The sequence below is a fragment of the Lactobacillus sp. ESL0681 genome (assembly GCF_029392835.1).
GTDB lineage: Bacteria > Bacillota > Bacilli > Lactobacillales > Lactobacillaceae > Lactobacillus.
Map to the genome: position 1 here is coordinate 484,173 of NZ_CP113943.1, position 16,585 is coordinate 500,757.

The following is a 16,585-nucleotide window of genomic DNA, read 5'->3' on the forward strand; positions in this document are numbered from 1 at the left end:
TTTATTCAATTATAAACTCTTTACTTATCTGAGTCTACTTTGTGAAAGTCGCCATCACCAGCAGAACCATTATCTGAATTACCACCATTTGGATCTTGTGGTCCTTGGTTTGGATCAGCTTGGCCTTGAGCGGCTTGATCGCCGCCATTAGCCTGATATAGTTTTACAGCTAAATCTTGAGCAGCCTTAGATAAGTCATCCTTCTTAGACTTCATTGCATCTAAGTCGTTATCTTTTTGGGCTTTCTTCAAATCATCTAAAGCAGTTTGGACTTTCTTAGTATCATCTTCGGTGATCTTGTCATTGTCCTTAACATCTTTCAAAGTCTTTTCAGTTGAGAAGATTAATTGATCAACTTCATTGCGAAGGTCGACTTCTTCCTTCTTCTTTTTATCTTCTTCAGCATGTTCTTCGGCTTCTTTTTGCATCTTTTGAATTTCTTCATCGGATAAACCAGACGAACTCTTGATGGTAATCTTTTGTTCTTTACCAGTACCAGTATCCTTAGCAGAAACATTAACGATACCGTTCTTATCGATATCAAAAGTAACTTGGATTTGAGGTACACCACGAGGAGCTGCTGGAATATCAGTTAATTCAAATCGACCTAAAGTCTTGTCATCAGCTGCCATTGGACGTTCACCTTGCAAAACATGAACATCAACGGCTGGTTGATTATCAGCTGCAGTTGAGAAAATTTGACTCTTAGAAGTTGGGATTGTCGTATTCTTATCAATCAACTTAGTGAAGACACCACCCATGGTTTCGATACCAAGTGAAAGTGGCGTAACATCAAGCAAAACAACATCCTTAACGTCACCTGAGATAACCCCACCTTGAACAGCAGCACCTAAAGCTACGGCTTCATCAGGGTTAATTGAGTGATCAGGTTCTTTTCCAGACCATTTCTTAACTGCATCTTGAACAGCAGGAATTCTAGTTGAACCACCATTTAAAATAACCTTGTCAATATCGTTAACAGTTAAATCAGCATCCTTTAAAGCATTGTCAAACGGAACCTTAGTCCGATCAACTAAATCAGAAGTTAACTCATCAAACTTGGCACGAGTCAAATCAGCTTCAAGGTGTAATGGACCTGCATCACCAGCAGAAATGAATGGTAATGAGATGTGAGTTGAAGATACGCCTGACAAATCTTTCTTAGCCTTTTCAGCAGCATCCTTTAACCGTTGCAATGCCATCTTATCCTTAGAAAGATCAACATTGTTTTCTGATTTGAAGTTAGCAACTAACCAATCAATAATAGCATTATCAAAGTCATCCCCACCAAGATTAGTATCACCGTTAGTGGACAGTACTTGGAAGACGCCATCACCTAATTGCAAAACAGAAACATCAAAGGTACCACCACCAAGGTCGTAAACTAATACTTTTTCATCTTCTGAGTCTTTATCAAGACCATAAGCAAGTGATGAAGCAGTTGGTTCATTAATGATCCGTTTAACATCTAGACCAGCAATTTTACCAGCATCTTTAGTAGCTTGACGTTGTGCATCGTTGAAGTATGCAGGAACAGTAACAACTGCTTCAGTAACTTCTTCTCCTAAATAGTCTTCAGAGAATTTTTTGATGTATTGCAAAATCATTGCAGAAATTTCTTGTGGAGTATAAGCCTTATCACCAATTTTAACCTTGTAGCCATCTTCACCCATGTGACGCTTAATTGAGGAAATGGTATTTGGATTAGTAATCGCTTGACGCTTGGCAACTTCACCGACTTGTGTTTCACCATCTTTAAAGGCAACAACTGATGGTGTAGTCCGATTACCTTCCGGATTAGTTATAATCTTTGGTTCTTTACCTTCTAAAACAGCAACTGCAGAGTTAGTAGTTCCTAAATCAATCCCAATAACTTTTGACATTTATATTCTTCCTTTCAATTACTGTGCAACAACAACCATTGCTGGTCTAAGTGTACGGTCTTTATATTGATATCCTTTTTGCAAAACCTGCACGACATGATCTTTTTGATCATCGTTTTCAGCTGTAACTGTTTGAACAGCTTGATGCAACGTCGGATCAAATGGGCTATTCTCAGCTTCAATCTCACTAATACCATGATCTTTTAAGGCTTTAACTAGAGAATCCAAAGTCATTTGTACTCCCTTTTTAAGCTGCTGAGAAGCGTCATCATCTACCTTCGTAGCCAGAGCACGCTCTAGATTATCAACTGCTGGCAAAACATCCTTAGCCAGCGATTGCGATTCATACTTAATTAGTTGCGTCCGTTCATTATTATAGCGCGTCTGCATATTTTGCATTTCTGCTTGACTACGCAAAAACTTATCTTCAAGTTCTTTATTTTGCGCCTGTAAATCTGTAATCTGTTTTTCTACCTTAGCAGTAGCATTGGTTTTTTTATCTGAGTTTTTACCCTCAGAATCGGCTTTAGCTGCAGATTTAGCTTTCGACTTGCTTTTAGCAGTAGTCGCTTCTTTTTGTTTTAAATCCTCTTCACTAGGAAACTTTTCCTTGCTCACAGCTAACCTCCTTTATTGAAATCTACCATAATAGTCAAGTAGTTTCTTGGCTAATTCATTTCTAAAATATTCTAACAATCCCAACACCTGAGAATATGGCATATTGGTGGGACCTAATAAAGCAATCATTCCTTTACCATGCGAACCAACGTTATATTCTGCAGTTAACAAACTATAATCCTTTAACAAATCACCGGGTAATTCAGATCCAAGCCTGACACGAACTGAACGACCACCAAGCTGTCGATCATCAGAAGTGTCTAATAATCTAGAAAGTAAGTCGTTACGATCAACTAGGTCATACAGCGACCTGATATGCGATGCATCACCAACTGAGCTATTACTCAACAAGTTAATCTGTCCATCAACATACATTTGGTCGCTTGCAGCATCCTTAAGAACGTCCTCAACCAATGCAATCAGTTCATTTGCTTGCTGACTACTGGTATGCTTTCCTAAAGACTTAGCAAGTAAACTAGGTGTCACTTCATCTAAACTCTTACCTACCAGTTTGTCATTGAGCAAACGCACAGCCCGCTCAATCTCATCACCACTAATGTGACGTGGCAAGTTATAGACCTGATTTTGGACATTACCATCGCTGGTAACTAGAATTGCCATAATTTGTCTATTAAATAGTGGTACGATTCTGAAACCCGTAATAGTTACGTTGCGACTCTCGGGACCTTCTGCAAAAGCGGTATAATTGGTCAAATCTGACAAAATCTTAGCTGCTTCCTGCACAATTTCATTAACCTGATGAAATGGTTGATCAAGCTGCTGCATAATATGCTGGTAAACATTCTCAGGCAACTGCAATGGTTCAACCAAATTATCTAGATAATAACGATAACCTGCAGTTGACGGAATTCGTCCACTAGATGAATGAGTCTTTTCGATTAAGCCCTTTTCTTCAAGCGCAGCCATTTCATTACGAATAGTAGCACTTGACACCTTAATCGGCAACTGACTCATTACGGTTTTTGAACCCACTGGATCATGAGTTTGTGTAAAATCATTGATGATTGTTTTTAAAATTAATTCTTGACGTTCGGTCAACATAAATATCGCCCTCACTTTTAGCACTCTTACATCTTTGGTGCTAACAATTATTATGATACTAGCTTTTAGCAGAATGTCAAGCCGAGTGCTAAAAATAATCCAATTTTTTTAATTAGCAAGCAAAAAAATAGTTTGAGTGCAATCTCAAACTATTTTTAGCATTAGTTAAACTAACTAAAGATTAGCAGCCTTTACATATCTGCCTTTACCAATGATCCAATATCTCGTACCTTGAAGAGAAACCCAATCACCATAAACCGTAATGGTTGAACCGCGTTTTAGTACCTTTTGATTAGCACGCTTACCATACTTGTTATAAACATAAGCATTATGGTTCAAAACAACTTCATCACCAGTAATATTACGTTTAGCAATGTAATAACCATTATCTAACTGGTAAAACTTCCGCGCACCGACGCGATGGATAGTCTTATCGACCTTTACCCGTGAACCTGCTTTTAATGTTACTTCATTTACTCGCTGTCCTTTTTCATCATATAAATAGGAACTATGCATTATTTGATCTTTTTGTGGATCAGCCTTTATCTGCTGTGCTGGCTTAATATTATGCTTAGCTTTCTTAAAGTTAGCTGCTTTAACATAGCGATTAGCACCGACAATATAATATTTTTGACCACTAATTTTGACTGGCTCACCATAAGTAGCTAGAACCTTACCTTTTTTGGTGGTAGTCTTACCTAGTCTCTTACCAAACTCATTATAAGTGTAAGCATTGTGAATTAATTTACGTTTCACGCTTTGAACATTGCCAGTAGCCAGATAATAATTATTATTTAAGATATAGAAATCACGGTCAGCAATTTGCTTCACGCCATAAGTATTAACAATTGAGCCAGTTTTTAGGATCAATTCATTAATCCGTTGCCCATTTGCATTATAAAGATAGGCGTTATGCCTTAGCGTCACCTGTTCGCTTTGCTTAGCCGTAATATTAAGAGTTACCGTAACCGCAATTGCATCGCCATTTGGATTAGTAACAATTACTGTACCAGTAATTGTCCCAACTTGTGAAGTATCAGGAACTTTCGCCCACTTATAAGTCGTACCAGCAGGCAATTGCGCATGATTGCTGATTGCCTGTTGGGCATAATCCGTGTCGTTGCTTAAATTGGTATCCTTGTCAACTGCAATTACTCCACCAATTGGAGTAACTTCGGTTGTTCCAGCTACTGAACTACCAGAATCCTTCGAATTTACTGTCAACGGCACCGCAACTATCTGATTAGTGCCATCCCCATAGTCAACTACAACATAGGCTGTCTTAGCACCTGTCTTACTAGTATCAACTTGACCGCTACCATCAGCCTGTGCTGCCCAACTAAACTCAGCTTTTGGATATTTAGCCTTAATCGCTGTTATACTCTCTGTTGTTAAGGCATTCTGTGCCTGCTCAGGTGTCAAATCAGTGCCTACTACAACCGTTGTCGGATCTGCTTGTGCTTGACCGCCTATAACATTTACTGGCAACGATAAGGACTTAGTCGAGGTACTGCCATCTTTATAGACAATCTTAATTCTACCATGAACTTGCTGTCCGATATCACTAGCCGAAATGTCTGGTGCTTCAGTTTTCCAAATTACTTTCTTAATTTTCTTGCTAGAATCTGCTTCATTATCAAGCTTGATATTATCCTTAATCCAGTTTAAATCAGTAAATTCCTTAACTGGGACTGTGGCGTCTTCGTCACTAGCAACATGCATAGTCACTGCAGCAGTATCTACTAGGCTAAGCTCATTATCATAACTAGCAGCCTGACTAACAACCTGCAAATCTACCTTAACCGTTTGAAGAGTGTGATCCGGATAATTGACTACGACATAAGCATCCGGACTACCCTCTTGCCCAGTCTTAATTCGCCCTGTGCCATTAGGCTGGCTTGCCCAATCGTAAGTAACTCCTGGATACTTGGCTTCAATTTCTGCGACACTTTCTGGTGTTAGAGCAGCTTTTGCCTGCTCAGTCGTCAACTTTGAGCTAACGGCAATTTTCGTCGACTTGTCAGCACTTTGCGCTCCAATGACATTGACCTTAATCTTAAATGGATAACTAGCTGAACCGTCTTCAAAGTGCGCCATTACTTTAGCTGTTTTATTATCACCAATCGCATCAGGTGCACCATCAACCCAATCAAGACCAGTTACCAAATCAGCAACTGTTGTTCCAGCTGGCAAATTTGGTATCTCAATAAGACCACTGAATTTACTACTATCAGTAAATTCCGGTACTGCAACTTTGCCCTTATCAGCCTTGTGAATGGTAATTGACTCAGTGCCAGTTTCTGGATGATATTTACCACCATCAGTTTCAGCTTCATTTACTTTCAAATCAACTTGCACGACTTGTTTGGTACCATCTGGATAAGTAATGACTACATACGGACTTTGCTCGCCAGCTTCGCTGATAGAAACTGCGCCAGTGCCATCGGCATTAGCAGCCCAACTATACTTGATTCCTGGATATTGGGCATCTAGAGTATGAACGTCATCGGCATTCAGCGCAGCTTTAGCATGAGCCTGATCTAATTTCGCATTTTGCGTAATTGGAACTGGCTTAGTTGCTTTTTTAGCACCTAAAACTTTCACCTCAACTGGCACTTGCTTGCTAGTACCATCATTAAAGGTAAGCTTAATGGTACCAGTAGCCTGATCATTTGCCTGACTAACCTCTGGCTGACCACCTTCAGCCCATTCTACCGTTGCTACATCGCCAGCACCTGGATCTGCCAAAAAAGTACTTGGATCAGTAAATTCAGTAACTGGTTGCGTTGACGTTCCTGATTCAACATGCAGCACAATTGGCGTAGTTTGCGTAATATCTTGATCCGCTTCATTACGGTCAACAGTTAGTACACCCGTCAAGAGCTTAGTTGAGCCATCATGGAAGTTAACCTTAATAATTTCTGGATATGTTCCTGCAGCAACCGTCTCACCATTTTCAATATTAATCGGTGACACAAAACTAGCAGTTGCATCCTTTGGCAAATTATCGACCATATCGGCTGCAGTAACTGCATCGCCGATTTTTTTATTCGTGGTCTTGCCAGTAGCCGTATTAACTCGCTTTTCACCATCAGGCATAACCCGCAAATATCCAGTCACAATCTTAGTGGAACCATCGTCATAAGTCAATTTTACTTGTGATTGTTTTAATCCCGGAGTCTTGGTTGCTTGCGTAGGGAAATTAGGATCGACCCACTCAGCTTTCGGATTACCACGCAAATCATTGAAGTTGTCGATAATCTTTCTTGCAGCTGGCTTACTGCCTAATCCAACACGTAAAGTTTTAACATGTGGCCGACTCTTGTCAGCCTTGGAATCATCCGCACTATTTTTGGCATCAATAATTACTTGTACTGGAACCTCTTCATAAGAACCATCGTTATAAGTAACTTTAATAACATTAGCAGTTACGCCACTTTTATCAGTCGAAATCTGTTGTTCAACCTCATAACTTTTTACATTATGCAAATCAGCAACATTAGTAATCGCTGCTTGGGCTACATCTTCTGGCACAGTGCTGCCCTGTTCCAGACAGATATTCTGTGCACGCGGCCGCACGTTTTCTTTAGCATTGCTAGTGACATTAACAATAACTGGAACATCCTGAGTTGAATTATCGGGATAAGTTACGGTCACAATCGCAGGTTGCTGGCCTAATTGATTTAAATCATTAACCACCGGTGCTTGCTTCCAAGCATAGCTGCTACCCTTAGGCATTGTATCTGCATTGGCAATTGCAGCTTCTGCATCATCAGCAGTAGCTGCTCCATTTGACGTGTATTTTAAGTTTAGCAACTTTCCTTTTGGATCATGTTCACCTGTAATCTTGCCATCACCAACCTGAATCGGTACTACTACTGTATCGACAGAGCCATCCGCATAAGTTATTTTTACGGCATCAACCGTAATACCAGATTGAGACAGATCAGGTTCATAAAGCCACTCATATTGGGCATCCGCTGGTAATTTATCAATCTGCTTATTATTATCAGTAATTGATTTTTCAGCATTAGCAATTGCGGTTTTGGCATCTGGTGCAGCACCATTTTGTTCAGCAGTAGTCAGTTGCCCAACTGGAGTTGCTTTTTCAGCAGTATCATACACATTAACTAAGACTGGAACTAATTCAGAAGTACCATCGGGATAAGTAACTTTAACCGTAGCTTCCTTGTTACCAGTTGTAGTTGTATCTGCCGTTGTTCCCCAAGTATAAGTAGTGCCTTCTGGTAATTCTTCTGCTGAAAAGATTGCCGCTTTTGCCTGCTCATCAGTTAACTCAGTGCCTTTAGCTACACTGGTTCCCTGACCATTAGCACCAGACCCGGCTAAGTCATCATGATAAAGGTTGCTCTGCTTTTTGGTTAAGGTTAAATCAACCGGAACCGCTTGCTTGGCAACGACATTTTCTGGCGTATGCTCCTTGCCTTTAGCATAATAGGTTACCAATACCCATGCGTCTTTGGTTTGTTGACCCGCATTACCTGTTCCAGAAAACCTCGTATAATCACTGGTCATCGGGGTTCCTTGCGCATCCTTTGCCCAAGCATAATCGGCTTCGTAACCAGCATCAGCGAGAGGCGACGTAAACTCAACGGCTTCTTCAGCTTGCGCTGTCGTTGGCACTGTGCCAACTGGCGTTTTAGTCGCATCCCCAGCTGCCTTTTGCGCACCAACTACATCAAACTTGACACCAGGTACCTGCGCTGTCGAACCATCATGGAAGGTAACTCTTAGAGTAGCGGTTTTATCCTGACCGATACTGTCAACTACTTCGTTGCCAGCTGTTTGATCAGCCCAATCAATTTGGGTTACATTATCCGAATCTCCATTTAAGAAACTCTTCCATTGCTTTTGATCAGAAAAAGCTACTGGTTTAGTCGCTGGGTCACCTACATTATTAACAGGAACTGTTATCTTCCCAGTGCCAGCAGTTAAGCCTGCTTGATGTGCTTCATCCGGATCGATTGCCAATTTTACTGGAACAAATTGCTCGCCATCACTAGAACCATCTGCGTTATGATACGAAACTTTAACATAAGCGTTCTTTACTGTATTCGCCTGATCAAGCTCAGCAGCCGTTAGTGGTTGCTTATCCTGATCGTACCATTCGTAAGTAACCTGCCAATCACCCTGGTCAGGTGAACCAGCAAAGGCAACTGCGGCTTGCGCTTGCGCTGTCGTTGGTAATTGCCCAGGATTAACATGCTGAATATCATCTGAAGGAATTGCAGAAACTTGTTTAACCTCGACTGGCACATCATCATAGGTGCCATCACCATAGGTTACCCTCATGACAGCATTACCTAGCAGATCCGCTTTAGTATCAGCGCCAGTAGCAATCGTACCATCACTATCGCTAACAACACCATTATCCACCAATTGACCACTAGCATCCATCGCTTTATTTGGTAGCCATTCAATGCTTTTAATGGTACCATTTGCCTGCAAATCTGTAATAGTCAGCACTTGCTGGTTGCTACTATCAATTATCGCTGAAGTCGTACCATTTGCAGCTAGTAACTGACTTGGTGAACCTAGTTTACTAATTTGCCCTTCATGAACAGCTATTGGCTTACTGCTGGCATTATAGCGACCAGCATTAGTTCTTTCCCAGCTATCGTACAAAGTAGTTCCTAATTTGAAGCTGGCTGAACTATTAAAACCACCCTTATTTTCAATTACATCAAGAAAGTCGGCTTCATCACTTAAGTCTTTAAAGTTCTGATTAGCCTTACCTTTAGTTGGTATATCTTCCGGCAGGGATGGATTTTTCAGCAAAGTCATCGCGTCTGGATTAAAGACCTTGTCCATAATATTGGCACCATCAGAAGTTTCAATAATCCACTTGTAATGGTCACTGTACAGCCCCATTTTATCCCCAGAAATATCGGTAGTTGGAAAATTGAAGTTGGCACTGTCGTTATAATTAGTAACATTTATTTCAAATAGCTTTGGCGTGTCAGCAATTAGATGTAACTGATTATCCTTACCTTCAACAACTCCTTGATCATTAGCACTATTATTGATATGAGTCTCTGAACCTGGATCCACAATAAAGTCAATTGGTGGAATATCAGGATCAACCCGATATAAGAAGTTAACCGTGTCAGCAATATTTAACGTAAATTTAGAATTTTCACCAACTTCAACATAACCATTATCGCCATAAGTTCCTCTTAGCGCCGTTCTAGTATTCGAGATGTTAGCTTCAACCTCAGCATCTTGACCGATAGAAAAGACATCACAGATAAAATTAGTCGAATCACTTGACGGATTAAAATCAATCTTGACGTTAGCATTATCTTGAACAAATGCTTCGCTGTAATCGCTAAAAATATTACCTTTGGTATCATAGCTAACAGTAGTGTTACCTGCAAAAGTAATAATAGTGTCAAAACTAACATTTTCAACGTGAACATCCTGCAAAGTAACTGACGGGGCGTTATTAAAACCGAAGAAATTAAAACTATTTGGGTCATCATTAGGCTTACTGCCCTTGAGGGTACCCCCAATGACAGTTAGCGACCATTGATAATAATCATCCTGAATGGTATTAGACCCAATGTCTAAAGTATGTCCATTAGTATTAATCGTTATATCAGTCAATGTGGTGTAAACCTGATTTTCAGTGTCCGCTGTAATGTCGGTTGCTAAATTAATAGTCTTAGATTCTTGGTTTCTATCAGTGGTAATTGCATCAGTAAAGCCCTGCCAATCGCTAACCTCTACTGTTTCATTATCAGCCTTAGCATTCGCTTGAGCACCAGTAGTACCTAGCTGGTCAGCACTAGTTGGCTGATCGTTATTATTGGCGGTTGCAGTACTTGGCTTTGCCGTATTTGGAGATGAAGTTGGTGCCGCTTGGTTAGTTTGAGTTGCCTGATTTGGAGTCTTATCCTTAGCTGGCTGCTGCGGTTGAGGTTTAGCCGATTGAGCTTTTTCCGTAGTACTACCGCGTAAAAAGTCAGATAAGCCAGCATAAGTTTCCAAGTTAACTTTTGGCTTTGACTCATTAGTGGTTGAAGATTCAGTGGTAGTAGTTTTTGCCGTTGTTTGATCAGATTCACTAGTTGCAGCTTGCACTTCATGACTATTTACACCCATAAAGGTAAAGCCTAACAAAACAGAAGCCGCTCCAATTGTTAATTTACGAATTGAAAAACGGTCTCTTTTCGACTGTAAGGTCATCTTCCTTAGCTTTTCGTCAAAGTTGTTTTTTCCAAGCATAATTTTATCCTTTCATATCCAAAAACTTAAATAGCATTTATGCCATATTTAAGTTTATGGTAGTGCCAATCAGGTTTCATGTAAACGGTTACGCTTGAAAGATAACAGCATTGACAATATTGACCTTGATAAATAAGTAATTTAGGTAATTAAATAACATATATTTGCATATCAATAATAAACCCGATGCAAACAAAAAATTCTCAAATTTAGTAACCCTAAATCTGAGAATTTTTATTAATGTATTTACTTTCTTTGAGCAAAATAGGTCTTAATCTGAACCTCATCCTGTGCCATTTGCTTTTTTAAGCCAGCTAAATCAGCAAATTTAATTTCTCCTCGAGTATATTTATACCATTTAATGACAATTTCTTGTCCATAAATTTCTTGGTCGAAATTAAAGAGATTTGACTCGATAAAAATTTGCTTTGAATCATTGATGGTTACATTATAACCGACACTGGTCATTGAATCATACCATTTACCAGCAACTTTAGTTTTGGTAGCATACACACCAACTTTAGGTATTACCTTGGAATCCTGCCATACCAAATTAACCGTGGGATAACCTAATTTATGACCATTGCGCAAGCCATGCCCAACAACTCCGCTCATAATATAATGCCAACCAAGCAATTTAGTGGCTAGCTCCATTTGCCCACTTGTAATAGCTCTTTTGATTTCCGTGGAGCCAATCTTTTCACCATCATATGACTGTTTGGGGATTTCAATAATCTTAAACCGTCCTTTAGCATACTTGGGAAAATTTGCCATATTGGCAGTCTTTTTGGGGCCATAAGTATAATCAAAACCTGCTACTACGGTTGTTGCCTGCAGCTTAACAATTATTTGATCAACAAATTCTTGCGCAGACAAGTTGCTAAAGCCAGCATTAAAATGAATTACTAGTAAGTAATCGACACCTAAATGAGCCATTTTATAAGCTTTTTCCGCCAAATTATCAATATATGCGACACTTGCATGTTGATAAACTTCTTTAGGATGACGGTCAAATGTCATTACGGCTAATGGCAAGTCTTGTGCTGCAGCAGCTTGCTTAGCAGTTTTAATCAATTGTTGGTGACCTCGATGAACACCATCAAAAAATCCCAGAGCCAAAACTATTTTACCAGGAATTAAATTTTCTGCGAGCGGATAAGTTAAATGGATAATTTGCAAAATAAGACCTTCATTCACTTATTTATTCTGTAAGAGCATCAAATATGGACGATACTCATTGGACTTTCTTTGATAAATCGCCTTAACCCTATTATTGTATCGTAATGCAACTTGATTTGCATCAATTTCCAAACTAATCGCTGCACCATTTTGGACTTTAAGCCACTGAGATTGCGTTAAATCAACTTGTTGGTAATCTTGGAAAAAATGCTCAATTGGTTGGATCAAGTCATTAGCTAAACTGGGATCAGCAATAATATCAGCTAACTTGACAGCCTGACTAAGCTCAAAGCCTGAACTAGCGCTGCGCCGCAAACTACTCATGACCGCTGGTACCCCTAGTTTAGTTCCTAAATCATTAACTAAAGACCGCACATAAGTGCCCTTACTACATTCGATTGCAAATTCGAAGCTTTCCTGACCGCTATTTTCGTCAAACTTTGGCTGTCCCAGCAAATCATATGAGACAACCTTAACGACTCGTTTAGGCCGCTCAACTTCAATTCCTGCTCGAGCATATTCATAAAGATGTTTGCCATTGACTCGAACCGCAGAATAAATTGGCGGTACTTGCTCAATTTCACCCACAAAGGTTTGCATTTGCTGCTGAATTTTTGCTGCTGAAATCGGTTCAGCTAATTGTTTAGTAGCCAATGTTTTACCACTAATATCGTAACTATCAGTCGCAAAGCCGAAGATCCCAGTTCCTACGTACTGTTTATTTCGTTGATGCATCAACTCAATTAACTTGGTTGCTTGGCCGATCGCAATTGGCAATACTCCTGTAACATCAGGGTCTAGTGTACCTGCATGACCGATTTTTTTAATATGTAATACCTTGCGCAATTGATAGACTACATCGGCACTAGTCATTCCTTTAGGCTTGTCAATTACCAATATTCCGTTAAGCATTTTTTACCTTTTCCATTAAAAAAGCGCCAACCGGCGCCTTTGTTAATCATTACGATCTGTGTCTTGTTTTTTTACCTCTGCAATTAAGCGATCGATCTTACTGCCATATTTAACAGAATTATCCCGCTTAAAGATAAGTTCAGGTACCTTATAGACAGTCAGTACTTGGCCTAACAGATGCCGCATCATTCCCTTAGCTTTATCAAGGCCTGCCATAACTTCAGCTTCTTTTGTTTGATTATCAGAAAGAATACTGTAGTAGACAGTCGCATATGACAAATCATTGGTACATTCAACTGCGGTAATGGTAACATCACTAACGCGTGGATCGCGAATATTTTTCCGCAGAATTTTGGTTAATTCGCGTAGGATTTCGCCTTCAACTCGACCGATTCTATGCTTCATCTTTTACCTCTAGTAAAACTACTTATTAGGCTTAACCTCTTGCTGTTCAACAGCCTCAAGCTGATCACCTATCTTAATATCATTATAACCCTCAATAGTTAAACCACAATCAAAACCTTGTTTAACTACCTTAGCATCATCCTTAAATCGCTTAAGTGAAGCTACCTTACCTGAGTAGATTACCACACCATCACGAATTAAGTTAATATCAGAATCACGAGTGACATAACCAGAATCAACGAATGCTCCAGCAATTGTACCAACTTTGGAAACCTTCCAGGTTTCGCGAACTGTCAAACTACCAATTACCTTATCTTCATAAGTTGGTTCAAGCATCCCTTGCATAGCGGCTTCAACATCATCAATTGCTTTATAAATAATACTGTATAGCCTAATATCAACGCCATCTGCTTCAGCCTGTGACTTAGCAGTAGCAGTTGGACGAACATTAAAGCCAATAATAAAGCCATTAGATGCACCTGCTAAAGTAACATCAGAGTCATTTACAGCACCAACACCTGCGTGAACGATATTAACCCGTACGCCTTCAACTTCAATCTTTTCAAGTGATTGTTGCAAAGCTTCAACAGATCCTTGCACATCTGCCTTTAAAACAACATCTACTTCCTTCATATTCTCTTTCTTCATAGTGTCAAAGAGATTATCTAAAGTGACATGTTGTGTATTTTCTCGTGATTGTTGTAAAGCTTGTTGAGCACGTTGCTCACCGACTGCTCTAGCAGTCTTTTCATCATCAAAGACAACTAACTTATCAGCAGATTCAGGTACGTCATTTAGACCCGTAATTTCTACCGGCATTGAAGGGGTAGCAGTTTTAACCTGGCGACCGCGATCATTGGTCATTACCCGAACTCGACCAAAGCGATTACCAACTACAATTGGATCACCAGTATGCAATGTTCCTTGTTGTACTAACAAGTCGGCTACCGGGCCACGACCTCTTGATAAACGAGCTTCAATTACAGTACCAATAGCTTTTTGATCAGAATTAGCCCGTAATTCCATCATATCAGCCTGTAATAGGATCATTTGCAATAAGTCATCAACATTTTCACCAGTTTTAGCAGATATCTTAACGAAAATTGTATCGCCACCATAATCTTCAGGAATCAAATTGTACTTCATCAATTGCTCAGTAACATGTTCCGGATTTGCTCCTGGTGCATCCATCTTGTTAATTGCCACAATTATTGGAACATTGGCACTTTTAGCATGATCAATTGCCTCGATCGTTTGCGGCATAACACCATCATCTGCTGCTACAACTAACACAACAATATCAGTTATTTCTGCTCCTCGTTCACGCATATTGGAGAAGGCAGCATGTCCTGGAGTATCTAAAAAGGTGATTGGCTTCTTATTAATCGATACTTGATAAGCACCAATCTTTTGCGTAATTCCTCCTGCTTCATGATCAGAAACATGAGTATGGCGCAAACGATCAAGCAAAGTCGTTTTACCATGATCAACGTGCCCCATAATAGTTACTACAGGTGGGCGCTTAACTAAATTACCTGATTCCTTGGCTGCGTCCATTCGCTTAGTATACAAAGTATCAATGTCAGAAATATCTTCATGAATTTTTTCTTCAGCATTAATCCCGTATTCTGCAGCAATTAATTCAATTGCATCCTTGTCAAGTGACTGATTTTGATTCGTCATAACGCCAAGCATGAATAACTTTTTCACGATTTCTGCAGGCTCACGGTGCAAAATTTTACCTAAATCTTGCGCATTCATCCCAACTTCATAAGTTAAAGTTTCTGGCAATGGCCGTTCTTTTCTTTGAGTTGGCTGCTTTTTAGGGATTTGTTCAAATTGACGCTTCTTACCCTTACGTTTACGTTTACCTGGACGATCAGTGTGACTACCAAATACCTGATTACGCCCCTTACGTCCTGGCTTACCAGTATTACGACTGTGACCATTACCTCGGCGTTTTTCATCCTTGTCAGGCTCTGCTGTATTTGCTGTAGGCTGACTTGAACTGGCCTTAACTATTTTAACCGTAGCCGCTGATTGATTTTGCTTCATTCTAGCTGGCGAAGGTTTAATAATTTTAGGTCCGCTAACCTTGGTTGTAGCAACTTTCTTTACTGAATCAGCCTTTTTTTCACTAGTCTGCTTTTCATCAGCCGCATTAGGATTTTTCAGGTGCTCATTATAAGCTGCCCTAGCTTGATCAGCCTGCTTATTAAGTGAAGATTGTTCTACACGTTGCTTCTCTTTTAGCTGTTTAAGCAGGTCCTGTGCTGCAGGCTTAGTTGGTTTAGTAGCTGAATTTGAATTGTTCCGCTGACTTCTGCGATCTTGATTGCGATCATTATTGTTGCCACGTCGATTATTGCGCCGTTTTTTATTATTACGATTGCTATTATTGCCTTCATCCGCCTTTTTTTCATTTTTACGGATTGATTTAACTGAAACTTTAATTTTACTGCCTTTCTGCTCAGGCTTCTCTTGCTTTTTAGCGGGAGCGGAGTTATGGAAACTGCCCTTTAATTGATTCACTTGTGAATTTTCTAGTGATGACATATGATTCTTGACATCAAAGCCGAGGTCCTTTGCTTTATTGACCACAACTTTATTATCGATGCCTAATTCTTTTGCGATTTCATAAATTCTTTTTTTAGCCATCCAATCACACTCCTTCATTAATCTTTTGTACTAATGCCCGACTAAAACCGCGATCAGTAAGACCTAATACCTTACGGTTTTTGCCAATTGCCTGTGATAGCTCCATGCTAGTAAAACTTGAAATAACATCCACCTGATTTTGGACAGCATTCCGCGTAATCTTTTCTCGAGTATCATCATGACTATCATTAGCCAAAATAACTATCTTTACCTGCTTTGCTGTTAAACCCGCACTGACCAAGTCAAATCCAGAAATAATTTTCCCAGCCTTTTGAGCAAGTCCTAGCAAGTTTAATGCTTGTTGTTTATTTTGCAAATTTATTGATCACCAAACAATTCTTTTCTAGCTTTTTGATGATCAACATAGGCATAAAGCTCTTCATAAAAAGCATCAGGTACCTTACTACCTAAACTTCGCTGCAAGATGCCTTTTTCTTGGGCAAACTTGATTTTTTCTGGATCAAGCGATACATATGCACCACGTCCCGGTTTTTTGCCAGTTGGATCAACAGAAATATTCTGTTCTTTGTCAATGACGACACGCACTAACGATTTTTTTGGTTGCATAGTGTCAGTCAACAGATCTTTACGCATCGGAATTTTTCTTTTTTTCAAAAGAA

General features: G+C 39.7%; 10 protein-coding genes. All 10 read right to left on the reverse strand.

Annotated elements, in window-relative coordinates; all coding sequences use genetic code 11:
- Nucleotides 1–20 precede the first annotated feature (20 nt).
- Entirely contained in the window at nt 21–1,883 is a 1,863-nt protein-coding gene (gene dnaK / locus OZX59_RS02445) for a molecular chaperone DnaK (RefSeq protein WP_277126556.1), read from the reverse strand.
- 18 nt (nt 1,884–1,901) lie between these two features.
- Complete coding sequence (grpE, locus tag OZX59_RS02450) at nt 1,902–2,501, reverse strand: nucleotide exchange factor GrpE (protein ID WP_277126557.1); 600 nt, start codon at nt 2,499–2,501, stop codon at nt 1,902–1,904.
- Nucleotides 2,502–2,513: 12 nt separating this feature from the next.
- On the reverse strand, nt 2,514–3,563 hold the full coding sequence (hrcA, locus tag OZX59_RS02455) for a heat-inducible transcriptional repressor HrcA (RefSeq protein ID WP_277126558.1): 1,050 nt from the start codon (nt 3,561–3,563) through the stop codon (nt 2,514–2,516).
- A gap of 174 nt (nt 3,564–3,737) precedes the next feature.
- Complete coding sequence (locus tag OZX59_RS02460) at nt 3,738–10,811, reverse strand: Rib/alpha-like domain-containing protein (RefSeq protein WP_277126559.1); 7,074 nt, start codon at nt 10,809–10,811, stop codon at nt 3,738–3,740.
- Nucleotides 10,812–11,057: 246 nt separating this feature from the next.
- Nucleotides 11,058–11,990: a riboflavin biosynthesis protein RibF gene (gene ribF, locus OZX59_RS02465; protein ID WP_277126560.1), complete on the reverse strand. Its 933-nt coding sequence runs from the start codon at nt 11,988–11,990 to the stop codon at nt 11,058–11,060.
- A gap of 18 nt (nt 11,991–12,008) precedes the next feature.
- Nucleotides 12,009–12,902, reverse strand: a complete 894-nt coding sequence (gene truB, locus OZX59_RS02470; protein ID WP_277126561.1) for a tRNA pseudouridine(55) synthase TruB — start codon at nt 12,900–12,902, stop codon at nt 12,009–12,011.
- Between the two features lie 42 nt (nt 12,903–12,944).
- A complete protein-coding gene (locus OZX59_RS02475; protein ID WP_277126562.1) occupies nt 12,945–13,307 on the reverse strand; it encodes a ribosome-binding factor A in 363 nt (120 codons plus the stop codon).
- An 18-nt stretch (nt 13,308–13,325) separates the two neighbouring features.
- Complete coding sequence (gene infB / locus OZX59_RS02480) at nt 13,326–15,965, reverse strand: translation initiation factor IF-2 (RefSeq protein ID WP_277126563.1); 2,640 nt, start codon at nt 15,963–15,965, stop codon at nt 13,326–13,328.
- Nucleotides 15,966–15,969: 4 nt separating this feature from the next.
- Nucleotides 15,970–16,281: a ribosomal L7Ae/L30e/S12e/Gadd45 family protein gene (locus OZX59_RS02485; RefSeq protein ID WP_277126564.1), complete on the reverse strand. Its 312-nt coding sequence runs from the start codon at nt 16,279–16,281 to the stop codon at nt 15,970–15,972.
- 2 nt (nt 16,282–16,283) lie between these two features.
- Nucleotides 16,284–16,580 (reverse strand): YlxR family protein, encoded by a 297-nt coding sequence (locus OZX59_RS02490; RefSeq protein ID WP_277126565.1) that lies wholly within the window; start codon nt 16,578–16,580, stop codon nt 16,284–16,286.
- Between the last annotated feature and the right edge of the window lie 5 nt (nt 16,581–16,585).